This window comes from Puia sp. P3 (assembly GCF_050632245.1).
Lineage (GTDB): Bacteria > Bacteroidota > Bacteroidia > Chitinophagales > Chitinophagaceae > Puia.
In genome coordinates, this window is sequence record NZ_CP192583.1 from 1,817,009 (window position 1) to 1,839,528 (window position 22,520).

General features: G+C 55.2%; 31 protein-coding genes and 1 pseudogene. 12 read left to right on the top strand and 20 right to left on the bottom strand.

Annotation, left to right across the window (positions count from 1 at the left end; all coding sequences use genetic code 11):
• Position 1: 1 nt before the first annotated feature.
• From ACQ86N_RS10990 to ACQ86N_RS11000, 3 genes are all read left to right on the top strand, one after another.
• Complete coding sequence (locus ACQ86N_RS10990) at positions 2-283, top strand: hypothetical protein (RefSeq protein WP_431215190.1); 282 nt, start codon at positions 2-4, stop codon at positions 281-283.
• A 74-nt stretch (positions 284-357) separates the two neighbouring features.
• Complete coding sequence (locus ACQ86N_RS10995) at positions 358-828, top strand: purine-nucleoside phosphorylase (RefSeq protein ID WP_431215191.1); 471 nt, start codon at positions 358-360, stop codon at positions 826-828.
• 259 nt (positions 829-1,087) lie between these two features.
• A complete protein-coding gene (locus ACQ86N_RS11000; RefSeq protein WP_431215192.1) occupies positions 1,088-2,920 on the top strand; it encodes a putative porin in 1,833 nt (610 codons plus the stop codon).
• Positions 2,921-3,101: 181 nt separating this feature from the next.
• Here the strand turns inward: ACQ86N_RS11000 and ACQ86N_RS11005 are convergent, their stop codons facing one another.
• Complete coding sequence (locus ACQ86N_RS11005) at positions 3,102-3,977, bottom strand: cation diffusion facilitator family transporter (protein WP_431215193.1); 876 nt, start codon at positions 3,975-3,977, stop codon at positions 3,102-3,104.
• Between the two features lie 5 nt (positions 3,978-3,982).
• Positions 3,983-4,297 carry a cupin domain-containing protein gene (locus ACQ86N_RS11010; RefSeq protein WP_431215194.1) on the bottom strand — a complete coding sequence of 105 codons (315 nt, stop codon included), beginning with the start codon at positions 4,295-4,297 and terminating at the stop codon, positions 3,983-3,985.
• Positions 4,298-4,483: 186 nt separating this feature from the next.
• Between ACQ86N_RS11010 and ACQ86N_RS11015 the strand changes: the two genes are divergently transcribed.
• Entirely contained in the window at positions 4,484-5,056 is a 573-nt protein-coding gene (locus tag ACQ86N_RS11015; protein WP_431215195.1) for a hypothetical protein, read from the top strand.
• Here ACQ86N_RS11015 and ACQ86N_RS11020 read toward each other — a convergent pair.
• The 9 genes and pseudogenes from ACQ86N_RS11020 to ACQ86N_RS11060 form a co-directional block, all read right to left on the bottom strand.
• Positions 5,050-5,574: an SDR family oxidoreductase gene (locus ACQ86N_RS11020; RefSeq protein WP_431215196.1), complete on the bottom strand. Its 525-nt coding sequence runs from the start codon at positions 5,572-5,574 to the stop codon at positions 5,050-5,052. The two genes, ACQ86N_RS11015 and ACQ86N_RS11020, sit on opposite strands and share 7 nt — an antisense overlap.
• Positions 5,570-5,767, bottom strand: a pseudogene (locus ACQ86N_RS11025) (SDR family NAD(P)-dependent oxidoreductase); the annotation flags it as partial. The pseudogene ACQ86N_RS11025 and the gene ACQ86N_RS11020, both read right to left, overlap by 5 nt.
• A gap of 94 nt (positions 5,768-5,861) precedes the next feature.
• Positions 5,862-6,722 carry a hypothetical protein gene (locus ACQ86N_RS11030; RefSeq protein ID WP_431215197.1) on the bottom strand — a complete coding sequence of 287 codons (861 nt, stop codon included), beginning with the start codon at positions 6,720-6,722 and terminating at the stop codon, positions 5,862-5,864.
• Positions 6,723-7,090: 368 nt separating this feature from the next.
• Entirely contained in the window at positions 7,091-7,939 is an 849-nt protein-coding gene (locus ACQ86N_RS11035) for a type 1 glutamine amidotransferase (protein WP_431215198.1), read from the bottom strand.
• Between the two features lie 86 nt (positions 7,940-8,025).
• Positions 8,026-8,781, bottom strand: coding sequence for a LytR/AlgR family response regulator transcription factor (locus ACQ86N_RS11040; RefSeq protein WP_431215199.1), 756 nt, complete (start codon positions 8,779-8,781; stop codon positions 8,026-8,028).
• Positions 8,774-8,956: a hypothetical protein gene (locus tag ACQ86N_RS11045; RefSeq protein WP_431215200.1), complete on the bottom strand. Its 183-nt coding sequence runs from the start codon at positions 8,954-8,956 to the stop codon at positions 8,774-8,776. Before ACQ86N_RS11045 ends, ACQ86N_RS11040 begins: the two co-directional genes overlap by 8 nt.
• A gap of 124 nt (positions 8,957-9,080) precedes the next feature.
• Entirely contained in the window at positions 9,081-10,037 is a 957-nt protein-coding gene (locus ACQ86N_RS11050; protein WP_431215201.1) for a hypothetical protein, read from the bottom strand.
• Between the two features lie 20 nt (positions 10,038-10,057).
• On the bottom strand, positions 10,058-10,423 hold the full coding sequence (locus ACQ86N_RS11055; RefSeq protein ID WP_431215202.1) for a hypothetical protein: 366 nt from the start codon (positions 10,421-10,423) through the stop codon (positions 10,058-10,060).
• 53 nt (positions 10,424-10,476) lie between these two features.
• Entirely contained in the window at positions 10,477-11,457 is a 981-nt protein-coding gene (locus ACQ86N_RS11060) for a DUF4270 family protein (RefSeq protein ID WP_431215203.1), read from the bottom strand.
• A gap of 383 nt (positions 11,458-11,840) precedes the next feature.
• On the opposite strand from ACQ86N_RS11060, the gene ACQ86N_RS11065 reads away from it, so the two are divergent.
• The 7 genes from ACQ86N_RS11065 to ACQ86N_RS11095 all read left to right on the top strand — a co-directional run bounded on the left by ACQ86N_RS11065 (position 11,841) and on the right by ACQ86N_RS11095 (position 15,354).
• Positions 11,841-12,980 (top strand): Kelch repeat-containing protein, encoded by a 1,140-nt coding sequence (locus ACQ86N_RS11065; protein WP_431215204.1) that lies wholly within the window; start codon positions 11,841-11,843, stop codon positions 12,978-12,980.
• Positions 12,974-13,279, top strand: coding sequence for a DUF4907 domain-containing protein (locus ACQ86N_RS11070; RefSeq protein ID WP_431215205.1), 306 nt, complete (start codon positions 12,974-12,976; stop codon positions 13,277-13,279). The genes ACQ86N_RS11065 and ACQ86N_RS11070 overlap by 7 nt, the downstream gene beginning before the upstream one ends.
• A gap of 122 nt (positions 13,280-13,401) precedes the next feature.
• The gene (locus ACQ86N_RS11075; RefSeq protein ID WP_431215206.1) at positions 13,402-13,791 is read left to right on the top strand and encodes a hypothetical protein; all 390 of its coding nucleotides are present in this window, start codon (positions 13,402-13,404) and stop codon (positions 13,789-13,791) included.
• Complete coding sequence (locus ACQ86N_RS11080) at positions 13,788-13,985, top strand: hypothetical protein (RefSeq protein WP_431215207.1); 198 nt, start codon at positions 13,788-13,790, stop codon at positions 13,983-13,985. Before ACQ86N_RS11075 ends, ACQ86N_RS11080 begins: the two co-directional genes overlap by 4 nt.
• A 22-nt stretch (positions 13,986-14,007) precedes the next feature.
• A complete protein-coding gene (locus tag ACQ86N_RS11085) occupies positions 14,008-14,301 on the top strand; it encodes a hypothetical protein (protein ID WP_431215208.1) in 294 nt (97 codons plus the stop codon).
• Between the two features lie 47 nt (positions 14,302-14,348).
• A complete protein-coding gene (locus ACQ86N_RS11090; protein WP_431215209.1) occupies positions 14,349-15,002 on the top strand; it encodes a hypothetical protein in 654 nt (217 codons plus the stop codon).
• Entirely contained in the window at positions 14,965-15,354 is a 390-nt protein-coding gene (locus tag ACQ86N_RS11095; protein WP_431215210.1) for a hypothetical protein, read from the top strand. The genes ACQ86N_RS11090 and ACQ86N_RS11095 overlap by 38 nt, the downstream gene beginning before the upstream one ends.
• 70 nt (positions 15,355-15,424) lie before the next feature.
• Here ACQ86N_RS11095 and ACQ86N_RS11100 read toward each other — a convergent pair whose 3' ends face one another.
• From ACQ86N_RS11100 to ACQ86N_RS11120, 5 genes are read right to left on the bottom strand one after another with little or no spacing between them, the layout of a single operon-like run.
• The gene (locus tag ACQ86N_RS11100) at positions 15,425-15,937 is read right to left on the bottom strand and encodes a glutamate-cysteine ligase family protein (RefSeq protein ID WP_431217358.1); all 513 of its coding nucleotides are present in this window, start codon (positions 15,935-15,937) and stop codon (positions 15,425-15,427) included.
• Positions 15,841-16,461 (bottom strand): YbdK family carboxylate-amine ligase, encoded by a 621-nt coding sequence (locus tag ACQ86N_RS11105; RefSeq protein ID WP_431215211.1) that lies wholly within the window; start codon positions 16,459-16,461, stop codon positions 15,841-15,843. The genes ACQ86N_RS11100 and ACQ86N_RS11105 overlap by 97 nt, the downstream gene beginning before the upstream one ends.
• Before the next feature lie 51 nt (positions 16,462-16,512).
• Positions 16,513-16,782 carry a hypothetical protein gene (locus ACQ86N_RS11110; RefSeq protein WP_431215212.1) on the bottom strand — a complete coding sequence of 90 codons (270 nt, stop codon included), beginning with the start codon at positions 16,780-16,782 and terminating at the stop codon, positions 16,513-16,515.
• Positions 16,770-17,468 (bottom strand): ATP-grasp domain-containing protein, encoded by a 699-nt coding sequence (locus ACQ86N_RS11115; protein ID WP_431215213.1) that lies wholly within the window; start codon positions 17,466-17,468, stop codon positions 16,770-16,772. The genes ACQ86N_RS11110 and ACQ86N_RS11115 overlap by 13 nt, the downstream gene beginning before the upstream one ends.
• 40 nt (positions 17,469-17,508) lie before the next feature.
• Positions 17,509-18,222: an esterase family protein gene (locus ACQ86N_RS11120; protein ID WP_431215214.1), complete on the bottom strand. Its 714-nt coding sequence runs from the start codon at positions 18,220-18,222 to the stop codon at positions 17,509-17,511.
• Positions 18,223-18,362: 140 nt separating this feature from the next.
• Here ACQ86N_RS11120 and ACQ86N_RS11125 point away from each other — a divergent pair, with 140 nt between their 5' ends.
• The gene (locus ACQ86N_RS11125; protein ID WP_431215215.1) at positions 18,363-18,983 is read left to right on the top strand and encodes an alpha/beta hydrolase; all 621 of its coding nucleotides are present in this window, start codon (positions 18,363-18,365) and stop codon (positions 18,981-18,983) included.
• Between the two features lie 128 nt (positions 18,984-19,111).
• Here ACQ86N_RS11125 and ACQ86N_RS11130 read toward each other — a convergent pair whose 3' ends face one another.
• The 4 genes from ACQ86N_RS11130 to ACQ86N_RS11145 form a co-directional block, all read right to left on the bottom strand.
• Positions 19,112-19,255 carry a hypothetical protein gene (locus ACQ86N_RS11130; RefSeq protein WP_431215216.1) on the bottom strand — a complete coding sequence of 48 codons (144 nt, stop codon included), beginning with the start codon at positions 19,253-19,255 and terminating at the stop codon, positions 19,112-19,114.
• Positions 19,256-19,259: 4 nt separating this feature from the next.
• Positions 19,260-20,000 carry a hypothetical protein gene (locus tag ACQ86N_RS11135; RefSeq protein ID WP_431215217.1) on the bottom strand — a complete coding sequence of 247 codons (741 nt, stop codon included), beginning with the start codon at positions 19,998-20,000 and terminating at the stop codon, positions 19,260-19,262.
• A 394-nt stretch (positions 20,001-20,394) separates the two neighbouring features.
• Positions 20,395-21,627 (bottom strand): hypothetical protein, encoded by a 1,233-nt coding sequence (locus ACQ86N_RS11140; protein ID WP_431215218.1) that lies wholly within the window; start codon positions 21,625-21,627, stop codon positions 20,395-20,397.
• Positions 21,628-21,784: 157 nt separating this feature from the next.
• Positions 21,785-22,414 (bottom strand): carboxypeptidase regulatory-like domain-containing protein, encoded by a 630-nt coding sequence (locus tag ACQ86N_RS11145; RefSeq protein WP_431215219.1) that lies wholly within the window; start codon positions 22,412-22,414, stop codon positions 21,785-21,787.
• Between the last annotated feature and the right edge of the window lie 106 nt (positions 22,415-22,520).

The following is a 22,520-nucleotide window of genomic DNA, read 5'->3' on the forward strand; positions in this document are numbered from 1 at the left end:
TATGGGTAATACATCCATTTTACAGCAGATAGAAGAGGCGGTCCGTTCTATCAGGGCCGTTTATTCCGTCAGCCCCCGTATCGGCATTGTGCTGGGGAGTGGTCTGGGAAATCTGGCGCAGGAGATAGTAGCGGAGAAGGAGATAGCCTATACCGATATTCCGCATTTCCCGGTGTCGACGGTAGAAGGGCATCAGGGCAAGCTGATCTTCGGCACGCTGAACGGTCAGCCCGTGGCGGTGCTTTCGGGACGATTCCATTATTATGAAGGTTATAATTCCTGAGCAGGTCGTTTTCCCGATAAGGGTGTTGAAGTTTTTAGGGGTAGAGACGCTCCTGCTGTCGAATGCGGCGGGGGATGAATGCCCGTTTTCGCGTCGGCGACCTGATGATCATCCACGACCATATCAGCTTCTTTATAGTCAATCCTTTGCTGGGCAGGAACGAGAGCCGGCTGGGACCGCGTTTTCCGGACATGAGCGAACCGTATAGCAAGGCGCTGATCCAAAAGGCGAAGGCCATTGCGGGCAAGCTGGAGATCCAGCTGCACGAGGGCGTTTATGCCGGTGTGACGGGGCCGACATTCGAGACCCGTGCGGAGTACAAGCTCCTCCATTTAGCGGGGGGAGACGCGGTGGGTATGAGTACGGTTCAGGAGGTGATCGCGGCGAGACATATCGGTATGTCCGTGTTTGCTATCAGCGTGATCACGGACCTTGGTATCCGGGAGGAAGACAATATTATCACGCACGAAGAGGTGCTGGCGGCGGCAGCTGCCGCGGAGCCGAAATTAACAGCTCTTTTCAAGGGGCTGGTGTCGGAGTTGTAATTAAATGAGTAATTTAACCGGAATTTTTCAGTAGTGAAGAGACGCTCAATTATAACAGCGCTGCTATTCCTGTTGTTACTCGTACCGGGGGCCAGTATCCTCGCCCAGAATCCGCTAGGCCGTTTTGGCAATATGGGGGGTATGGGCGGGGGCGGCAAAGGCGATACGCTCCAGCACCGGAAGGCCGATACTATTACCATCAATTACCGTTATCTCGATTCGAGCCGGCTGCAGAAGCTGGATTCTTCTATTTTAGATTTTGGCAGGAGGGTGCCCCGCCCTTCGACCTGGATCAATCTGGGCAATATGGGTACGCCGGCGCGGAGCACTGGTCTTTTCGCCGAGGATGCAGTCGGGGTGGGACCCGGGATGGCACTCTTACGATATTTATGCCCTCAGGGTGGAGGATACCCGGTTCTTCAACACGACCAGGCCGTATACCGAGCTGGGGTATATGCTGGCGGCGAGGGGGGAACAGCTGGTGAGCGTGTCCCATACGCAAAACAGGGGGCCCAATTTCAATTTTTCGTTCGACTACCGTCTCATAAACGCACCCGGCATCTTCCAGAATCAGAATACCAATCATTCGAATATCCGGGTGGCCACCTGGTACCAGGCGAAGAACAAGCGGTATCAGAATTTCTTTGTAATGGTCAGCAATAAACTGGCGGCTTCTGAGAACGGGGGCATTCAGAATCCGGCCGACCTGGATTCCATTCAGTACGCTAATCAGGCGACGCTACCTGTAAAACTCGGCAACGGTATTCAGCAGGCTACGGGGAATATCTTCTCCGCGCCAATCACTACCGGCACGCGCTATTCGACGGCGACTTTTATGATGCGTCAGCAGTACGACCTGGGGCAGAAGGATTCCATCGTTACGGACACTTCGGTTATCCCGTTGTTCTATCCCCGTGTAAGGGCGGAGCACACCATCTCGTACAGTACCTATAAATACCGGTATTTCGACTTCAGCACCAATCCGACCTATATACTGGATTCCACGTATTACAAGCAGAACTATGGCGTGGGGCTGCTGTCGCCGACGACAGACAGCGTATATCTTCAGGATAAGTGGAGTGTGTTTTCCAACGATTTTTCTCTTTATCAGTTTCCGGACTCTAAGAATCCGCAGCAGTTCGTCAAGCTGGGCGCTACGCTGGAGTTGCTGACAGGGACCTTCGATTCCTCACTGACCAGCCAGACGACAAAAACCATTCATAAGACCAATACGCAGAACGTTTTTGCGCATGGGGAGTACCGGAACAAGACACGCAATCAGGTGTGGGATATCGAGGCGTATGGCAGGCTCTATCTCAACGGGCTTAACTCGGGGGACTACAATGCCTATATCTCACTGCGGAGGCTGATCACGCGGCAGGTCGGTTATTTTACCGCTGGTTTCGAGAATGCCAACCGGACGCCGGGGTTTGTATTCGACCGGTCGAGCGCTTTCTATCTGGACACGACGTACAAGAGTGGCATCAAAAAGGAGAATACGACGCATCTTTTTGCTTCGCTGGACCAGCCGCAGCATCACCTGAGTCTGTCGGCGTCCTATTATCTGATGACGAACTATGCCTTTTTCACCAACTATTCGCGGGTGGCTCAGGCTGATGTTTTTAACCTATTGCAGATCAGCGTGCGGAAGCAGTTCACGCTGTACAGGCACTGGAAATGGAGGACGCTGACCTATCTGCAGCAGACGGCGGGCAATTCGCCGGTGCACGTGCCGCTGCTGGTGTCGACGAACCAGGTGGGCTATGACGGCAGTCTGGGCTTTAGAAATCTCAACACCAGTTTTGGGGTGGAGCTGAGGTATGTTAGTCCTTATAAAGCGGATGGATATGCGCCGGTGGTGGGTCAGTTCTATACGCAGGATTCGACTATCAGGCAGAAGTTGCCGGACATCAATTTTTATCTGCATTTCCGGGTCCGCGGGTTTACGGCTTTTATAAGGGCCGAGAATATCAATGCGATGAAGTTCAGCCCGCACGGGTTCGGTTGGTATAATAATAATTTTGTGGCGCCCGGCTATCCCTCGCCGGGGCTTGTTATCCGGTTTGGTTTCTTCTGGGGATTTGTGAATTAGGTAGCCCGCCGCCGCGGGCAACGCGGCCGGCGGAGATGGATTCCGCCGCGGGAAGGATGGCTAGCAGTCCGGCTCGTCGCAGGGGGAGTTCTCCAGTTCAATTTCCAGCGTTGCGTGCTGGATGTTCTGGTGGAGGAGCTCGTGTTTGATGCTGTGTTTCAATTTTTCCACTTCATCCATTTTACAGTTGCGGTCGACAACGAGGTGCGCCGTCAGAGCGTTCTCGGTGGTACTGAGGGCCCAGATATGAATATGGTGGAAGTCTTTTACCCCGTTCATTTTTGCGATGATCTCCTTTATTTTCCGGACCTCGATGCCTTCGGGTACTGCGTCGAGGGAGAGCCGCAGGCTGTCGCGGAGCAACTGCCGAGCTGCTGAAGAGGATGACGATGGCTACGAGGAGGCTGAGTACGGAGTCTATCCAGTACAGGTGGGTATAGAAGATGATGATACCGCCGATGACGAGGGCGGCTGAGACGATGGCGTCCGACAGGAGGTGGAGGAAGGCGCTGCGGATATTGAGGTCCTTGTCTTTTCCTTTTAAGAACAACAGGGCGGTGACGGCGTTGATGGCGATGCCGATGGCTGCCACGATGCTGATCGTTTTTCCGGGCAGCGGTTCGGGGGACATGAGCCTGTGCAGTGCTTCATAGCCGATGGCGCCAAGGGAAAGCAGCAGAATGGCCGCGTTGAGCAGGGCCACGAGGATGGTCGTTTTCTTGTAGCCGTAGGTATATTTTTCTGTTGGTCTGACCTTTAGCAGGCGGATGGCGATGAGCGACATGGCCAGGCTGGCTACGTCTGCGAGGTTGTGTCCGGCGTCCGAAAGGAGGGACAGGGAATGGATATAGAGGCCGACGGATGCTTCGATGATGACGAACAGGAAGTTGAGCACGATGCCGATGACGAAGGCCTGGTTGACGTCTTTGAGGTCGACCGGGTGATGGTGGTGTCCCGGGCTGAAGCCGTGGTCGTGGCCTCCGCCGCCGCTGTGATCGTGGCTGTGACCGCCGCCGCTGTGGTCGTGGGAGTGATCGTGTGAATGCGTGTGTGCCATAGTGTTTACCGGTAGTCGTCCCGGGCTGGTGAGAAGCTGTCGATGATCTTGCAGTCCGTGATAGCGACCGCCGAATGCGGGACGTTGGAAGGGATGACGTGAACGGTGCCGGGCGTCATCAGGTATTTTTCGCCGCCGATGATCATTTCCAGCTGGCCTTCCATGATATAAGTGATCTGTTCGTGAACATGGTGGTGTTCGGGTGAGACGCCACCCTGTTTGATCTCCCAGAAAACGAGGGAGGAAGTTTCGCCGTGGACCATTCTGCCGTAGAAGCCCGGGAGGGTATTCTTTACAGGTATATCGTTGAGGTTCTGCATGCCTGTTTTTACCCGAAGGTAGACAGAAATGTGGATAAGTGGATAAGGTTAGGTGGCTCTGGGTGCAGGAAAGATTGTACTCTTGTTGCAAATCCTTTGAATGAAACCAATTATGCCCCTAATGGTGGCCGTAGTGGCCCCTTTTTTGCATTTTCGCAAGCGCCTTTGACGCACGAAGATTCCCTTGTGTTAAAAGAAGCTACCGATTCCGTTGCCCGGGTGGACTCGGTGTTGCGGAGCCGGGTGCGTGTGCTTTCCTTTGATGGTGCTATCGATGCGGTGTTGAAGGACCTCCCTTTTAATCTTAAAAATATTACCGGCGAGCTGGTGCTCGCGCAGGGTGAGTTCGAGAACTATGCGTCGATCGTCGAGCTGCCTGGGTCGGAGCAGTGTATCGTGACCCGCTGGCATTCGGCGGATGATACGACGGCGAGCTGGCAGGCGAAGATGGCGAGCGGCGATGATTTCGATCAGGCCGCCAAATCTTATCAGGAACTGTTCCGCAAGCTGCAGGGATGCCATCTCACCCTGGTCGATGGCAGTGTCATTTATCTGAAAGGTGACTGGGAGCCCGCCAAAGAGAGCGCTTCCTTCACGACCAGCACGCTGAAGCTGATGACCGGCGACTGGCGTTACAGGGACGTCAAGGTCGAGCTGGAGCTGGTCTATCAGCTGGCTGACTGGGCCGTTCATATCAATATCGTTACCAAGAAAAGAGACGACGAGGTCGGCGGCCGCGGACTGGTGGAGAATCAGTAAGGAGCTTTAACGGCGCCGCCGTCCACCTGAATTGTCGTGCCGGTGATATATCCCGCCAGCGGGCTGGCGAGAAAGGTCACGACGGCGGCCAGTTCTTCCGGCTTGCCGATGCGGCCGAGGGGAATGTCTTTGGCGCGCTGCGCGAGCAGTTCTTCGAGGCCGGGGCCGCCGGGCTGGACGGGCGGTATGGCATCTTTTACCCTGTCGGTCAGGATGAGGCCGGGAGCGACGTTGTTGACGGTAATATTATCCGGGGCCAGCTCGTTGGACAACATCTTGGCCATACCGACCACGCCCATGCGCATGCTGGTGGAGAGGACGGAGTTGGCCAGATAAGTTTTTACGGAAAGGCTGGTAATATTGATGATGCGGCCGCTGCCGGTGGCGCGCATATGCGGGATCACGAGTCGGCTCAGGCGGACGAAACTCATCAGGAGGAGGTCGAAGGCCGACTGCCAGGGCGGCTTCGTCGAAGGATTCGAATTTGCCGAAGGGAGGGCCGCCGGCGTTGTTGACAAGGATGTCGATTCGGCCCAGCTGGCTGGCGGCGGTACTGACGAAGGCTTCTGCCGCTTCGGGATTTTGGACGTCTACGGGGATGGCGAGCACTTTCGCGTCTTTTGCCAGTGCGCGGATCTCTGCCGCGGTATTGTCGAGTGTTTCCTTGTTGCGGGCGCCGATGACGATGTTTGCGCCTTCCTGGGCGAGCATCACGGCGCAGGCTTTACCGAGGCCTTTGCTGGCGGCGAGGACAAGGGCCGTTTTCCTTTCAGTTGAAGATCCATGGACTATTGAGCTTAGATTATTATCGTTCGAAGTAGGCGACGCTTCCACCGACCCATTCCTTGTCTTTGTTGTAGCTGACCCCGATCATTTTCCCTTTGCTGAGGCGGGCCAGATTGACGGCGAGTGTGGGGCGGCTGTCGCCGTCCTTCCAAAGGTACATCATCCGGATCTCAACTTTGGCCGGGATATCCGGGGTAGGGATGGCGTCGGCGTATTTGACTTTTTGCTGGAGGATCCAGTTCTCCGGGTCGGGGACGTCGAGGTCTCCGGGCTGAACGTCGATGATGACGCCGCGTCCTGAGAAGGAGAACAGGGGTTTCAGGACATAGTTCCCGAGGTCTGCCGGGGGCTGTTTGAGTTCGTTGAGAAAGAAGGTCGGCGGGACGAAAGGGTGACGGATAAAGGGAAGGGTGAACTTGCTGACGCGATAGAACCAGCTGGGGTGGGCTACCCATTCGACGTCGAGGTCCTGACGAATATCGACGTGCGGGCCGAGGGTGTTGCCGACGGCGTTGAGCTCGTCGAAGATCAGCCGGTTGTAGATGCGTTTGACGAGCGTTTTTTTGCCGGTGGAGGGATGCATGTAAAATAGCCGGCGGCCTTCCTGTATCAGTTCGGTCAGGCATACCAGTTGTATGCCGAGGTAGTCTCTTGTACAATAGAAGTCTACCCTTGTCTTTTGTTCGTTGGGCTTTATTTCGAGAAGAATGACGTTCTCCGGTGCGTGAGTGCCGAGGACGGTCTCTTTCAAAAGGGTGAGGTAGCTATCGTGGTCATAACCGCTGAGGAACTGGCTGTAGTTGTCGGGTACGGGGAAATGGCGGCGCAGGGTTTCGGGGTAGTATACCTGAAAGCCGTAGAGGCTGGCGAAGCCCTGCATTTCGATGAGTCTGGGAGTATAGCCCCGGCTTTCGTCCTCGCAGATACCGAAGTCGAAGACGAGGAAGTGCGGAGTGGTCGTTCTCGTTGGCGACGCGTTCGTTGGCGGGGATGGCGCGTTCGGTCCATTCCTTGAAGCGGGTGTCGAGGATGATGTCTACGATCGACTCGCACGCTTCTGTCGAGCTGTGATGCCAGTGCTTTGGGAACGAAGACGGGGGTTTCGGCGAGGCGGAAATCGATGGCGCCGGGATAGCGGCTGTCGAGGTCCGTCAGAAAATTGGCGTAGCGCTGTCTTGTAAAGGTTTCGTTAAACGCGGTCCGCAGTGCTGGTACCATGCAGGCTTGTTTTACCGTAAGGTACGGTGTTTAATCCAAAATGGGCTCGGGCCGCCGCAAAGTCGCTAGTGCGCTGTCGAGGAAATTGGGAATGATATGGCTGTATGTCCAGAGGATCTTGTCGGGGTCGTTGAGTTGTTCGATCATACTCTGCCATTTGGCTTCGCCGTGTTCGGCGATGACGGTGTGTTTACGGTCGTCCCGCTGCAGGTACATGCTCATGCCCGCGGCGTCGGCTTCGGGATGAAACTGCGTACCGACCATATAGGGGTTGAAGCGGGCGGCCATGATCGCTCTTTCGAGGGGGACGTGGGGTCTTTCTTTTTCGATGGCCAGAATGCGTCCGCCCATCTCTTCGAGTCGCTCGTAGTTGGGCTGGATGACACGGTAGCTGCGGCTATCCACGGCGAAGAACGGGTCCTGGAGGCCGGCGAATATAGGTTCGTCCTGGGCTCCTTCGAGCATATGTACGGGAAAGACGCCGAATGCCGTGGACTTCCGGTTCGTGACGTGGGCGATGTTATAGTGGCGGCATACCAGCTGGAAGGAGTGGCAGATAAAGAGCACCCGTTTGCGGGCGAGGGAGGGGGCGGTCGTGTTGAAGCGTTCAACTTCGCCGAGCCAGTCGAAATAGACGGCTTCCCACTCGGAGCCTTCGCTGTCGAGAGGGCTGCCGGGACCTCCGCTGGAGATATAGATATCGTAAGAAAGATCGGGGACCTTTTTTCCCAGGCGGACCTCAAACTCGTCGAGTTGGACGGACTGGTTGTGTTTTCTTCCGTATTCTGCTATTAGTTCACGGATACAGCGCATCCCCTGGTTGGCAACGCCTTCATAGAGGTCGAGGATCGCTATTCTTACTCTGTTCTGCGGTTCCATCCTTCAAAGGTACGCAATTTTTAGCTGGAGGCGCGCCGGTGGCCGATCCAGGGGGATGCGGTGACGATGACAGGGGGAAGGGATGGTTACGAGTTCCACTCGATGATCTGGTAAAAGTCGTCCTTGAAGCTATCGCCGATGGGGATGATCTTTTTGCCGATATAGATCTCGTTGCGGGCGATGGAGTCGATATGGGTGAGGCTGACGATAAAGGAGCGGTGCACGCGGATGAATTCTTCCGGCGGCAGCTTGAAGGAGAACGATTTCAGGTTGTTGAGCGTCAGTATGGGTTCGGCGCGGCCGCGGACGTGTATCTGGGTATAGTCCTTCATACCTTCGCAGAACAGGATATCCTCGAATTTCACCTTTATGATCTTGTATTCCGATTTTACGAAGACAAATCGGTTGTTGCGGTGGTGGATATAGATCGTCGTGGAAAGATAGTCCCGGATCTTGTTCATCGTGGAGAGGAAGCGTTCGAAGGAGAGGGGCCTGAGCAGGTAGCTGAAGACGTCTATCTCGGTCTCTTTTTCTTCCTGTTCCTGTTTGTCGGCGATACAGATGACGATGGGGTAGTAGCCGGCTTCCTTCAGGCGGACCATGACCTTATTGTCGAGCAGGCGGATATCCCAGAAGATGATGTCCGCGCGGTGCGAGGTGACGAGCTGAAAGACCTCGCCGGCGGATTCGCATTTGCCGGAGAAGGAAAGTTTGGGTGTTTTGGCAATATAGTCCTTTAAAAGGGCGGACTGCTTGGTGTTGTCTTCCACAACGATACAGTTCAGCATTCCCATCATCGGGAAGCCCTGCATCGGTTGGTGGAGATCGAACGTATTACTCAAATTTCTTTCCTTTTGTATACCAGATGGAACCGTAGTTGATGTTGAAGGTGACGTTGAAATAGTTTTCGCGGATCAGGTTGTTCTTTGTGGTGCCTTTTACTCCGTACTGGAAGGTGATGGAGTAGGCCAGCGGGGTCTTGAGGGAGTTGATCCCGAACCCGGCGGTGACGCCCATGTCTTTGATCTGCTCGCCGTTGATCTGCAGATAGGAGTTGCCGTAGTAAACGCCCGACTGGAAATAGCTGAGTTCGACGCGGTTGTTGTAGAGCGCTTTTTTCTTCGAGATCTCGAAGCCTAAGCTACCTCTTTCGCTGCTGGCGATGGCGTAGTCCTGGTCCTGGGTATACGTTCTTGCTCTTTACGGCATCCCAGTCCTGAAAGCGGTAGTCGGCCACCCAGGTAAAATGCTGGTTATGTGTCAGCGAGACGCCGACGCCGTAGCTGTTGGGCAGGGACAGATAGCGCTGCTGGATCTCGTTGTTCTGGAGGCTGACGGAGTCGTTGTCAAGGACGCTTTTATTGTAGGAGGCGAGGAGGTCGGCACGGGGAGAAAAGGTGCCGCCGATACCCCACTGCCAGTGTTTGCCGATATTGCCGTATGTCTGCAGACCGTAGGTCATGTACAGGTTCTGGAGGTTGACGTCATTGGTCGTAGAGACCTGTGTTGCTCCGCTGCCGGCCTGGATGATGTCTTTTTGGTTGAGCTGGCCGAAGATATAGCCTGCTTCCACGCCGATGGAGACGTGGTGGAAGAACTCGTAGGAATTGGCCCAGTAAACTTTGTTTACGCTGCCGTGTCCCGAATAGTAGTGGTTGGCTATTTCGGTACCGCTGCCCTGGATGTCATAGGGGACGTTGAACTCATAGTTCTGGGTACTGAAGGGGACGAGGCCGATACTGCCGCCCCAGTGTCTGGTGAGTTTGATACCCATGGCCAGGCGCCGGAAGGTGATGTCGCCGCTCTGGGTGCTGGCGATGTCGACGGGTGAGCCTTTATAGTCGATAAAGCTACCACGGATGCCGGTTTCCATGGTAAAATACTGGTTGGCCAGTTCGCTGAAAGACGCCGGGTTGTTATTGATCAGAAAACGGTTGGAGCGATAGGCGATGCCGGTATTGCCCAGACCCGTAGTCCGGTTGTAAAAGCCATCCTCTATGTCTCCGAGGCCCATCTGGGAATAGGGTGAAAAGTTACCCTGTGCCATTGCCCCAAGGGAGATCACAGTAAGCAGGTATATGAGGATCGAACGTTGCATCCGTATAAGTAATTAGTTGATTATTGGTGGGGGAAAAGAGAAATATAGTAAACGTTCAGGAGCACCCGCTGATTGACAGGGTAGGTCTGGTCTGCTATCACCAGTCTTCTGAAATCCGTTTCATTGGCCGGTGACGGTATGCTGAGTATCAGCCCCTGGTCGGAGGCGTTAGCCGCGTTGTTGGTGATCTGCGTCTTGACGAAAGCGGTGACGTCATAGGTATAGGTAGTGGTCAGCGGGGCGAAATAGTTGAGGGTAAGATTGCCCGTCTGAGCGCCGGACAGGCCGATGGCCGGTACCGGGATCCCGAGTTCGTTGTTCTGGTCGGTCGTATAGATACCCAGCGTCGGCGGAATGCGCCACTGGGTGGTGAAGCTGCCTGGCACGGGGCGAACGGTCAGGGTCGCGCGCAGGAGTCCGATATAGTCCGGTCGCTGCGCTATGGCGCGCAGATAGGGAAGCTGAGCTTCACGTTGAGGCCGGTCATGGTCTGCACATAGGCTGCGTTGCCGGTAAGTTTCGACACGGTAGCAGGTGGGGTCTGGACTCTGGCTGTGGGCAGCTGCAGCTTGTCCAGAGCCGTCCCAGGGCTGGATTTATCCGCGAACTGTCTGTACAGGTGATTGAATGCCAGACTCCTGTTGGTGATATTGAAATCGATATACTTCTGTGTGCTGATGACTCCGGCTTCGCGGTAGTAGATACGCATTATACAGCTATCCTTGAAGCCGTAGATGGCGCCTGTCTGGCCGCTATTGAGGACGGACTTCGACGAGAGGGCCAGCCCGTGAAACCAATTGAGCCATTTGGTGACGTTCTTGAGGGTATCGGACAGGCTGTACACCATATTATATAGCTGTTTCCCGAGATTGTCGTTGAGCCTGATCTTGACCGTATCACCCTGTCCCGCGCCCTGACTTATATAGGGGACGGTGTCGCGTTGTGTCGGATAGATGAAGATGGGGCCGGTCTGTCCGAGGGAGTCAGGGTCGAGCGGCAGAACCGTCTTGCTGTTGAAGCCGTTCTGGAAGGTCGCCAGCTGGTAGAGCGAGTCCACCTGGTTGACGACGTAGTTCTGGCTATAGGTCGTATCTCCGTAATAAGGGTTGTTCTTTTTGAAGAGAAGTAGACCGATGGAATCGTAGCGGTCGTTGATGGGGCTCAGTGCGGGGAGAGAGCCGGGAGGGGAGACCTGCCAGTAGGCGCGGGATGTTATGTTCCCGAGGTAGGGGTCGTTGTAGGAGCCTACCATGAGATAGCCCGTTCCGCTGGTCGAAGTAGAGTCGCTATAGACGGTCGATAGCAAAACTGTCGACGTATCCACAACAACAATATTGGCACCGTTGTTATCGTTGGTATAGGAATTCCCGAAGAGCAGGTTGGGCTGTTTTTGACAGCTTGTCCCTAAAAAAAGAACCACAGAAAGAAAAAAAGCAGTTTTTTGCCTGGGTATTTGAATAGTGTCATGCTGGATTTCTTATTGGTCTGAAGGCCAAGTCTTGACGGGCGCTTTCCGGCGTCTTTTTGGTATGGGCTGTTTTTATTAGATTCCGTGCAATATTAGGGGCCCTTCTTGTTACTATTTTGTTAGTATGTATCAAAAGTACTAAAAAAACGACTAACTGACTGTTTTTATATACCAATCCAAAATATCTCCGGATGTTGTAACTGTCTTTTTTTCAGCACTATTTCTTTTTTTGTATATGAAAACTGGCTGATTGTCTATTAAATATCCCCAAAAATACATTTTAACGAATTTCCTACCTGGACTTCGAATACTTTAGCGAAAAATTTCACTAAAACATGAAGCGGATCAACATTACTTTGTTCTCATTAATGTTAGTCGGTATCCTTTTCAGCTGTACCAAAGCTAGCTTAAACTATACACAAAACGGCAACTGGGTTGGGCGTGCGACCTTCCCGGGAGTACCCAGTGGCGCGGCCGCTTCCTTTGTCATCGACAATGCCGCCTACATCGGTACCGGCATCAATCCGCAAACTCCCAACACTCGTTTGACGACCATGTTCAGATACACTGCTGCCCCCATCTCTACCGCCAGCCCGACCGGCTATGACAGCGCGCTGGGTGCGTGGAAGCAGATCCAGGATTTTGCCGGTGCGCCCCGCAGCAATGCTGTTGGTTTCGCAGTGAACGGCAAGGGTTATATCGGCACGGGTATTGGAAACGATGGTTTTACTGTCTATTCCGATTTCTGGTCCTATGATCCCACAGCGGACGCGTGGACACAGGTCGACAGCATCCATGACAGCAAGAAGAGCTATCCCCGGAAGGACGCGGTTGCGTTCAGCTTTTCAAACACGGCTTATGTGCTGACTGGTACGGACCTCAACTACTATTTCAACGACGTATGGCAGTATGATCCGGGCGCCAACAAATGGAGCCAGAAGTCATTCATGCCCGGGTCTCAGCGTTCGGGCGCGGTCAGCTGGGTTTACAACAATAAGGGTTATCTGCTGACGGGCCGGACTCCCGGTTCCCGCTGGGCGGTCAACAATATGTGTTATGATTTCTGGGTTTTCGATCCGGCAAAGGCTGACAGTGTGGCCTGGACGAGGCTGAGGGATATCTCCAACACGAGCAGCAGCACATACGACGACGGTTATACGAATATCGTTCGTGAGTTGGGTGCGGGCTTTGTCATCACGGGTACTTCCAGCGGCGACAAGGGCTATCTGACTACCGGTGCGAACGGTACTTCCTACACCTATACCTGGGAGTATGATTTTGCTTCCGATCTGTGGACAGAGAAGACTCCTTTCGAAGGCGGCGCGCGTGTAGATGCGGTCGGCTTTACGATCAAGAACCGTGGATTTGTCGGTACCGGTCTGCCTTCGGCGACGGGCGGCGGCATTGGATTCCGAGGATCTGCTGGAGTTCTTCCCGAACCAGATCTACAACCAGTTCGACTAAGCAGGTGGTGAAGTTCTTTCGCAGGTGGGGGATCACCATTCTGTTGTTGCTGGGGATTGCGGCTGTAGTCGTTTACAATGTATATCGCCGCAACCAGTACAAAAAGGATCATGTCTACGTCGAACTGCGGGCCTTCCATACAGATAAAGGGTGGGGGTACGAGATCCTGCAGGACGGACGGATCTATATTCATCAGGATGTCGTTCCGGCCATCGCCTCCCGCGGCTGGGGATTCAGGACGAAAGAAGATGCGCTTGCGGTAGGAAAAAGATCTACGACAAGCTCCTCGCGCGGCAGATGCCGGCGATGAGCCCACAGGAAATAAAGGATATGGGCATAGTGCCCGCAGATTCGCTGCAGCACTGATTGCCGTTCAAATATTGCTAAGGAACGCCGGCTAATGCCGGCGTTTTTTTATGTATATTAGTATACATGAAACCTTATCTATTGACCCTCCTTTGCGGAATTGCCGTTGCCGGCATGGCACAATCCCGCTATGACCAGCACAAGGCCTTCGATCCCCTTTTTTATCCTTCCGGAAGTACAGTTTACCGCAGCGCCGGCGGAGCACCCGGGCCAAAGTACTGGGCCAACCGCGCGGACTACGTGATACGCGCCCTGCTCGATACGGTGCGGCAGTCCATCAGCGGTGATGTCCTGATTACCTATACCAATAACAGCCCGGACGAGCTGTCTTTTCTATGGCTGCAGCTGGACCAGAACATCTACCGGGCGGCTGCGCGGGGTGTGGCCGCGGGACCCGTCCAGGCGGGAAGGTGGTCGGACAAGAATTTTACCCAGGGGAGCAGATACGGTCGGTGACGGTATTGCTGAAAGGGCAGGAATTGCGGGCCGAATTTATGGTCACGGACACGCGGCTTCAGGTGTTCCTGCCATCGCCGGTGGCTGCTGCCGGAGGGGTTGTGCGGCTGCGCATCGGGTATAGTTTCGACATTCCGGAATACGGCACAGACCGGATGGGGCGTCAGCCTGGCGCGGGATGGGTGGATCTATGAGATAGCGCAGTGGTATCCGAGGATGGCTGTATACGACGACACGGGAGGCTGGGATGTACTTCCTTATCTTGGGGCGGGCGAGTTCTACCTTGACTATGGCAATATGGACTATACGATCACCGCGCCTGCGGGGCTGGTGATCGTCGGTTCCGGAGAACTGCGGAATCCTTCCGAGGTGCTGACACAGGTGCAGCTCGGGCGATTGGCCGAGGGCGAAGGAAAGCCCGAAGGCGTTATTCATCCGTACTGCAGAAGAAGTGAGGGAGGGCAGGGACCATGTTGGAAAGGCGCAGCTGGTCTGGCATTTTCGGTGTAACCAGACCCGTGATGTGGCCTGGGCGGCGTCGAAGGCTTTTATCTGGGATGCGGCGCGTATCGATCTGCCGGACGGAAAGCGGGCGCTGGCGCGAGTCCGTGTATCCGGCGGAGGCGGCGGGGCCGACGGCCTGGGGCAGGAGTACCGAGTTTGTGAGGAGCAGTATCGGGCTGTATTCGAAACAGTGGTATCCGTACACGTATCCGGTAGCCACGAATGTTGCGGGGACGGTAGGAGGCATGGAATATCCGGGGATCGTATTCTGTTCGTCCGGAGAGCGGGGAGCCGGTCTCTGGGACGTGACCAATCACGAATTTGGACACAACTGGTTTCCTATGATAGTAGGGTCCAACGAAAGGAAATATGCCTGGATGGACGAGGGGTTCAATACGTTCATCAACGATGTCGACACAAAGGAGTTCAACGGCGGTGAGTTCTATCACCGGGGAGATCGCTGGCAGGCGGCAAAATATCTGTTCGGCGACCGGAGCGAGGCGATCATGAACTGGCCGGACGTCATATCGGATGCCAATCTGGGTAATGCGGCCTACGAGAAGCCGGCGCTGGCGCTGCGGCTGCTGAGGAGTCATGTGCTGGGGAGAAGCGATTCGACTATGCGTTCCGCACCTATATCCGGCGATGGGCCTTTAAACACCCTACTCCATGGGATTTTTCCGGACGATGGAGAATGCGGCGGGTGAGGATCTCGGTTGGTTCTGGAGGGGCTGGATATTTTCCAACTGGAAGCTGGATCAGGGAGTAAAGGAGGTGCGGTATGTGCAGAATGACCCGGCTAAGGGTTCGATCATTACGCTGGAGAACCGGGAGGAGATGGTGATGCCGGTGGTACTCGCCATCGGTCAGGAGAACAGGGCATCGGATACGCTGGTGCTGCCTGCGGAGATATGGCAGCGCGGGGCTGTCAAACATATCGCGTTCAGGTCGGTTTCGAAGATCAGGTCGGTCGTTGTGGACCCGCGCCATGAGTTTCCCGACGTCGATTCTACCAATAATGTCTGGAGGGCGGATACGACGGCTATAAAGCCGTACTAGATACCGGCCAGGAACTGGCCGTGAATATAGTCCATGACTTTTACCAGGCTTCCGGTCTCTTCGTATACTTTCAGCTGGCGGTCTGCGCCGGTACCTGTTTCGAGAATTTTTTGGCAAAATGGGCGGCTTGTCTGCTGTTCAGCGGGTCGACGACGTCGTCAACGAAGTCGAGCAGCTCGTAGATGAGCGCGCGGGTGTTGACCTCTTCTTCCTTGCCGAAGTCGATGAGGTGTCCGTCGATGCCGTAGCGGCTGGCGCGCCATTTATTTTCGTTGATGAGGGCGCGGGAATACTGGATATAGTTCATGTTCCGGGTGCGGAGCTTGTAGATCTTTACGCAGATGGCCTGGAACAGGGCGGCTATACAGATGGTCTCGTCGACGGTCATGGGGACGTCGCAGATGCGGAACTCGACGGTATTGAAGAAGGGGTGTACGCGGAGGTCCCACCAGATCTTTTTAGCGTTGTCGATGCAGTTGGTTTTGACTAGCAGCTTGATGAAGCGGTCGTAGTCTTCGATGCTTTCGAAGTATTCGGGGATGCCCGTGCGGGGAATTTGTCGAATACTTTTGTCCGGTAGGATTTGTAGCCGGTCTGTCTGCCTTCCCAGAAGGGTGAATTGGTGCTGAGGGCATAGATATGGGGGAGGAAGTACCGGGTGGAGTTGGCGATATGGTTGGCCATCTCACGGCTTTCCATGCCGACGTGAACATGCAGGCCGAAGATCAGGTTGCTGCGCGCGGCCTCCTGGAGTTCGTTGACGATCTCGTTGTAGCGGATATGTTCCGTGATCAACTGGCTTTCCCAATGACTGAAGGGATGGGTGCCCGCGGCTCCTATGTGGAATCCCAGATCGCCGGCTATCTGGGCTATCGTCCTGCGAAGGGTAGATACGTCCTTGTGCGCTTCGCTGATGTCCCTGCATATATCGGTACCCACTTCTACGACGGCCTGGTGCATTTCGGCCTTGACCTTATCCCGGATCATTTTCTGCCCTTCCGTGACGATCTTCTGCTCGTGGCTTTTCAGCTCACGGGTCTCGGGGTCGATGACCATATATTCCTCTTCGATGCCAAGGGTGAATGTCGAATAGTTAATGTCTGCCATATCTGTTGATGATGACCGGGCTCCGGCCGGTCAGACGGATAAGGTACGAATTTATCGAATGGAGTGGACACTGTGCCGCAAATATTTTCCCCAGGTAAGGTTGTCCGCGTCGTCGTGCTGGACGAGGGCGCGCTCGATGGCGTAGTCGGCCGATGTCTCTACGACCCAGTTGAAGTTGTCGCCGCCGACGCTGGTCCTTTCTGCGTCGGGGGCGGGGTTGCAGAAGTCGATGGCATAAGGTGTACCATCGCGTATGGCCAGTTCGACGGTGTTGAAGTCATAGCCGAGCCATTCGTTGATCTTGATGACTATCTCTTCCATCTGTTGCAGTCTTTCGGGAGAGGGCTGGAAGTCGGCTGCGTAGCGGAGGTGGTGGGGGTTACGGGGTTCGTAGGACATGATACGGACATGGCGTCCTCCGATGCAGTAGCACCGGTAGTATTCGGTGAAGACGATCTCTTCCTGTAACAGCATGACCAGCTCGGCCCGTCTCGCGCGTGTTTCTGGTAAAAGTCTTCGGCGCTGTGGAGCTTGTAGACGTTGCGCCAGCCGCCGCCGGCAAATGGTTTCATATAGGCGGGGAAGCCGACATAGTGGAATATCGTCTCCCAGTCGAGGGGGAAGGCGAGATTGGAAAAGGACTGGTCCGAGGTTTCGGGAGGAAGTTCGCGGGAGGGCAGGATGACGGTCTTGGGTACGGGTACGCCGATCTTGGTCGACAGGCAGTTGTTGAAGAATTTCTCGTCGGCGCTCCACCAGAAGGGATTATTGATCACGGCTGTACCGCAGAGCGCGGCGTTCTTCAGGTAGGCGCGGTAGAAGGGTACGTCCTGGGAGATGCGGTCGATGATAACGGCATAGCCGGAGGGCTCTCCCTGAACGACCTTGTCGATGCGTACTGGTTCTGCCGTGACGCCGGCGATATTTCTTTTATTGACGGCTTCGATAAAGGCCATAGGAAAGCTGCGTTCTTTGCCGAAAAGGATGCCGATTTTTTTATTGCTCATGTGTGATGAATTTAGAAGATCAGGGGATATCCGTGCTCCGTCAGGGAAGGAGCGACAGATAGTGGGGAAACATCTCTTTCCACACGGGCCAGTCGTGGTCACGGTTCGGTCGGATATCGAGCCAGTGCTGTATGTTTTTGGCGTTGAGCAGGCGGCTCATCCATTCGTTCTGTCCGCGGCAGATATCCCTTTCGGCGGTGCCGAGCACGATCCCCATTTTCCAGAGGGCGGGGTCGGTTGCGTCGGGGATGAAGTCCACGGGATTGTTGAAATAGATATTGTCGTCGTAATAGCCATCGGTGAATGACCGGATGTCGAAGACGCCGCTCATCGAGAAGCAGTTACGGGTAACGGAGGGGTGGCGGAATGCGAAGTTTGCGGCGTGGTACCCGCCAAAGCTGCAGCCGGCGACGGTTATCTGCTGCCGGCCGGTGTCCTGCAGGGCGCGGGGGACGATCTCTTCGAGCAGCAGGCGGTCGTAGAGGGTGTGCATCCATACGCGTTCTCCCGGGGGGACGGATTTGTTGTACCAGCTGGAGGCGTCGATGCTGTCGGGGCAGTAGATCTTTACCTTTCCGTTGTCGAGGAACCAGGCAGCCGTTTCGATAAGGCCCTGGTCCTTGTTCTGGTAATAAGAGCCCCGGGAGGTAGGGAACAGGACGACCGGATGGCCGGAATGCCCGAATGTGAGCATTTCAAAATCTCGCCGGAGTGCAGGAGAATGCCATTTATGATATTCTTCGTGGAAAGACATTCCTCTAATTTAGTATTTTTGGCGCTATGTCGATAGATGCCGATACAAAGATTAAGCAAGAAATGTTAATACTCGAGTCCGTGAACCTGGGCCGGACCGTACAAGCAGATATATACCTGTCCGGTGGGATGTCTGGGGAAATGAGCTTGTTACTGATCAACGACGGACAGGACCTGGCCCGGATGGGTTTTGCGGGGATGCTGGAAGGTTTGAACACGGAGCCCCTGCTGTGCGTGGGGATCCATGCCGGCGAGCAGCGGATGATGGAGTATGGTGTGGCCGGTCGTCCGGACTATCTGGGCCGGGGGGCGAAGGCGGGTGACTATGCGCGTTTCGTCCTCGAAGAGCTGATTCCCGCGGTCAGGCAGCGCTATGGGGCGAAGTTCAGGGAGAAGGCTTTTGCGGGGTTTTCGCTTGGGGCGTTGTCGGCCCTCGATATCGTCTGGCACTATCCGAAGGAGTTTGCAAAGGCGGGGCTATTCTCCGGGAGCTTCTGGTGGAGAACGAAAGACAAGAGTGATCCGGGGTACAATGAAAATACAGACCGGATCATGCACGACGAGGTGAGGAAGGGCGGGTATTATCCCTGGTTGAAATTGTATTTCGAGTGCGGGACTGAGGACGAGTCGGAGGACAGGAATGGCAACGGCATCATCGATTCCATCGACGACACTCAGGACCTGATCAGAGAGATGGTTATTAAGGGTTTTGACAGGACCGAGGGACATCAAATATGTGGAGATCTCCGGTGGACACCATGACGTGGAGACCTGGACAAAGGCGATGCCGGAGTTCCTGTTATGGGGATGGGGGAAGTAAAATAAGAGAATAAGAAAAGCCCGCCGAATCCAATAATTTTTGGGGCGGGCTTTTGCTTGTAGGTTTGTTTTTAGTTGAACATATAACGTACGCCCAGCTGCATTTGCCAGCGGGAGGCGGAGGTATTGTCCTTATAGGAATTGGTGTAGGGGATCGCGTTCACACCATCCTGATAAGGCATAGAGAAGATGGGGGTTTTGCCATCGGCAGCCATCTTGTCAAATGTCAGCGGAGTGGTGGTGTTCGGCGTTTTGTAGACGCCCCAGTTGCGGTTCAGGAAGTTGCCTACGTTGAGCAGGTCCATCGTAAAGCGCAGGGTGTGGCGGGTCATGTTCTTTCCTTTGCCGGTAGTCAGATAAACGTCCTGGGTGATGTTCATGTCCAGACGTTTGAACCAGGGGTATACCACTTGCGTTACGCTGTGCGACTTCGCCGCGGTGGGTGCTGAGGTATTTGTCCTGGTTGATGAAGGCGTTCAGCTGTGCGCCGATCTGTTGCGGCGTACGGAGGTCGTTGACGCCATTGACTGCTTTCGCGGCTTCGAGCTGACCGTTCTTGACGTAGGTGTTGATATCGTCCGTGGTCGGGATATACATCAGGTCGTTGGAGGTGTTGCCGTCGTTGTTGAGGTCACCCGTGTATATATAAGAGTTGGTACCTGCTGGTGCGGCTTCGAAGATCAGACCGACAGACGTGCCGAGGTGCTTGGCGTAGTCGAGGCGGTAGGATGCGGAAGCGATCACGCGGTGGGGCAGGTAGTAGTTGGAATAACCGGGCGTGGCCTTGTTCGGGTCGGTGTAGACCGGCATGGAACCCCACATCGTGGCAGCGGTAGAGCCGCCGACCATGATGTCTTTGGATTTCGCGTAGTTGTAGGCGACGCTGACGGAGAGGTTGCGCCAGTTCTTCTGGATCTGCAGCAGGGCGTTATAGGAGAAACCTGCATTGGCGTTGGTCATATAGATGGCGTTGCCGATGCTGGGGTTGTTGACGCTGGTTGGGCTGCCGGCCAGGGGTAGATCTTGGTACCGGAGTAGCGTGTCCTTCCGTCTCCGGGGCCTGCGAGGCCGACGCCGCTGGAGGGCAGGTTGATATTCTGGAAGTATACGGCCCTGGTGTCCTTGTTATAGTTGAATTCGGCGGTGACGACCCAGTCATCAGGCAGCTTCTGGTCGATGCCGATGCTGGTCTTGAGGGTCTGTGGGAATTTGAAGTTGGGGTCGGCAACGTTGATGCTATACGAGCTGGCGAGGCCTGAAGAGGCGTTGGTCGGCCTGTATTTGTTGACGTCCTGGGAGAAAGTATACGGAGCGCCCTGGGCGGCGGAGGTGGCGCTGATCGAGCCGAAGAGGGCTACGCCGCTGTTGCTGGCCTGGTTGCTGATCCATACGAAGGGGGAGGACCGGCGAAGAGGCCGATACCGCCGCGAACCTGTGTCTTGTGGTCGCCGAATACGTCCCAGTTGAAGCCCACGCGGGGAGAGAAGACGGGCGAGGTTTTGGGAACCTGTGCCGTGTTGGCGTGGATATGGTCCCTGAACTGGCTGAGCGTGTCGACAACCGGATTGTACAGGAAGTTATTGGTAAAGGAGGCCATGTCAACGCGCAGGCCGTATACGAGGGTAAAGTTGGAAGTGATCCGAAACTTATCCTGTGCGAAGAAGCCGAGCTCCATGTCCTTCGGTCCGACGAGCGGGAAGGAGCCGTCCTTGGTGAGGGTATATGACAGTTGGTAGTTGATGGGGGCTTTGCCGGTATAAAAATCCGACAGGCTGGCGAAGCGATAGGTCCCTTCATAGCTGGGCGAAAAACCGTTCTGGTATTTTTTCCAGGAGTCCTGGGTACCAATGGTGATCTCGTGTTTGCCTTTGTACAGCGTGAAGATATCGGTCAGCTGGTAGACGTCGGTGTTGAGCTTGTTGCCATAGGTATACAGCTCGTAGCCGAATGACGTATAGGGCTGGCCGTTGCCGTCGAGAATGTCGACCATTGGAAAGGGGCTGTCGGATAGCGCATTCCTGTAGTCGCGGAGGGCGGTGTAGCCGATCTGCAGTTTGTTGGAGGCGCTGCTGCCAAAGCGGCTGTTGAGCTCGGCGAGGTAGATGTTGAAGTTATTGTGGATCGTATACCCGCTCTTGTAGAAGGGCAGTGCATACTGTCCTGCCGCGCGGCCGTAGCTGCTCTGGACCGAGCCGCTGTTGCTGGCGGGCTCGTCCTGAAAGGAGTTGAGGTAGTTGTACTTCAGCGTCAGTGTGTGCTGCCTGTTGATATTGATGTCGAGGCGGGCCGTGATCTTGTCGCTCTGCGTACGGTAGGTATAGCCCTGGTAGGGACCTGGGTCGTACTGGTAGTTGCTGATCAGATACTGGCGGAGGCGGTTAAGCGTGTCTGCGTTGGCGTTGGATACGGTGGTGCCGTTGGGGGCGTGGCTGCCGTCGCTTGCGATAAAGGTGGTGCCGGGGTCTTTTCTTCTTTCCTGTTCGGCGTTGACAAAGAAGAACACTTTATTCTCGATGATGGGGCCGGAAATAGAAGCGCCGCGGACATTATAGCTCAGGCTCTGGCGGGGGATGACATTGGTCTCCACCTTGTAGCCGAGCAGGCTCTCGTTGCGGAAGCCGGTGTAGACCGTCCCGCGGAACTGGTTGGTACCGCTGCGGGTTACCGTATTGATGCCGCCGCCGGCGAAGCCGCCGTTGCGAACGTCGAAGGGAGAGATGGCTACCTGGATCTGCTCGATGGCGTCAAGGCTGATGGGCTGCGCCTGTGCACGGCCGCCGAGTGTACCGGAGAGACCGAAGGAGTTGTTGAAGTTGGCGCCGTCGACCGTTACGTTGTTGTACTGGCTGCTCTGCCCGCCGAAAGCCAGGGCCTCCGTTGGAGGAGGAAGGGGTAAGACGGGTGAAGTCCTGCAGCGAGCGGCTGACCGTCGGCAGTCTTTCGATCTGGCTGCGGCTGATGATCTCCTGGCTGCCTGTGTGGCCGTTGTTGAATACTTTATCCTGGCGGCGAGCGGTGGCGACGACGACTTCCTGCAACTGCGCGGAGGCGTTGCTCATGGCGAAGTCGGCCTTGAACACCTGGCCGAGGGTGAGGAATATGTTGTCCTGTTTTTCTTCCTTAAAACCGACGAAGGAGACGGTTACCGTGTAGGGGCCGCCGATGCGAAGATTGGGAAGGTTAAAACGTCCGTCCTTACGGGAAGTGGTCGAATAGACCGTACCGGAAGGTGTGTGGATAGCCGTTACCGTGGCTCCGGCGAGACCGGTGTTACCGTCAGCGACCCGTCCTTCGATCTCGGAGGTCGTCTCCTGGGCGAAGGCCACAGCGCCGAATGTGATTAGGAAAATAAGAAATAGCAGTTGTTTTAACATGTTTGAGGTTTTTGCGGGTGCAAAGAAAGGAATTACGTTTGTTTTGGTACGTATGAAAATATTAAGTTATTATTAACATACACGCAGCGGCGTGGTCTTTTTTATC

What these genes read in the sequence shown, in the direction of transcription:
- ACQ86N_RS10990 (WP_431215190.1), top strand. Translation starts at nt 2, where the DNA reads ATGGGTAATACATCCATTTTACAGCAGATAGAAGAGGCGGTCCGTTCT.
- ACQ86N_RS10995 (WP_431215191.1), top strand. Translation starts at nt 358, where the DNA reads ATGAATGCCCGTTTTCGCGTCGGCGACCTGATGATCATCCACGACCAT.
- ACQ86N_RS11005 (WP_431215193.1), bottom strand. Translation starts at nt 3,977, where the DNA reads ATGGCACACACGCATTCACACGATCACTCCCACGACCACAGCGGCGGC.
- ACQ86N_RS11010 (WP_431215194.1), bottom strand. Translation starts at nt 4,297, where the DNA reads ATGCAGAACCTCAACGATATACCTGTAAAGAATACCCTCCCGGGCTTC.
- ACQ86N_RS11030 (WP_431215197.1), bottom strand. Translation starts at nt 6,722, where the DNA reads ATGCAGGGCTTCGCCAGCCTCTACGGCTTTCAGGTATACTACCCCGAA.
- ACQ86N_RS11035 (WP_431215198.1), bottom strand. Translation starts at nt 7,939, where the DNA reads ATGGAACCGCAGAACAGAGTAAGAATAGCGATCCTCGACCTCTATGAA.
- ACQ86N_RS11045 (WP_431215200.1), bottom strand. Translation starts at nt 8,956, where the DNA reads ATGGGCGTCACCGCCGGGTTCGGGATCAACTCCCTCAAGACCCCGCTG.
- ACQ86N_RS11050 (WP_431215201.1), bottom strand. Translation starts at nt 10,037, where the DNA reads ATGCAACGTTCGATCCTCATATACCTGCTTACTGTGATCTCCCTTGGG.
- ACQ86N_RS11065 (WP_431215204.1), top strand. Translation starts at nt 11,841, where the DNA reads ATGAAGCGGATCAACATTACTTTGTTCTCATTAATGTTAGTCGGTATC.
- ACQ86N_RS11075 (WP_431215206.1), top strand. Translation starts at nt 13,402, where the DNA reads ATGAAACCTTATCTATTGACCCTCCTTTGCGGAATTGCCGTTGCCGGC.
- ACQ86N_RS11085 (WP_431215208.1), top strand. Translation starts at nt 14,008, where the DNA reads ATGGCTGTATACGACGACACGGGAGGCTGGGATGTACTTCCTTATCTT.
- ACQ86N_RS11090 (WP_431215209.1), top strand. Translation starts at nt 14,349, where the DNA reads ATGCGGCGCGTATCGATCTGCCGGACGGAAAGCGGGCGCTGGCGCGAG.
- ACQ86N_RS11095 (WP_431215210.1), top strand. Translation starts at nt 14,965, where the DNA reads ATGGGATTTTTCCGGACGATGGAGAATGCGGCGGGTGAGGATCTCGGT.
- ACQ86N_RS11105 (WP_431215211.1), bottom strand. Translation starts at nt 16,461, where the DNA reads ATGGCAGACATTAACTATTCGACATTCACCCTTGGCATCGAAGAGGAA.
- ACQ86N_RS11110 (WP_431215212.1), bottom strand. Translation starts at nt 16,782, where the DNA reads ATGGAAGAGATAGTCATCAAGATCAACGAATGGCTCGGCTATGACTTC.
- ACQ86N_RS11115 (WP_431215213.1), bottom strand. Translation starts at nt 17,468, where the DNA reads ATGAGCAATAAAAAAATCGGCATCCTTTTCGGCAAAGAACGCAGCTTT.
- ACQ86N_RS11120 (WP_431215214.1), bottom strand. Translation starts at nt 18,222, where the DNA reads ATGTCTTTCCACGAAGAATATCATAAATGGCATTCTCCTGCACTCCGG.
- ACQ86N_RS11125 (WP_431215215.1), top strand. Translation starts at nt 18,363, where the DNA reads ATGAGCTTGTTACTGATCAACGACGGACAGGACCTGGCCCGGATGGGT.
- ACQ86N_RS11130 (WP_431215216.1), bottom strand. Translation starts at nt 19,255, where the DNA reads ATGGCTGCCGATGGCAAAACCCCCATCTTCTCTATGCCTTATCAGGAT.
- ACQ86N_RS11135 (WP_431215217.1), bottom strand. Translation starts at nt 20,000, where the DNA reads ATGACCAACGCCAATGCAGGTTTCTCCTATAACGCCCTGCTGCAGATC.
- ACQ86N_RS11145 (WP_431215219.1), bottom strand. Translation starts at nt 22,414, where the DNA reads ATGTTAAAACAACTGCTATTTCTTATTTTCCTAATCACATTCGGCGCT.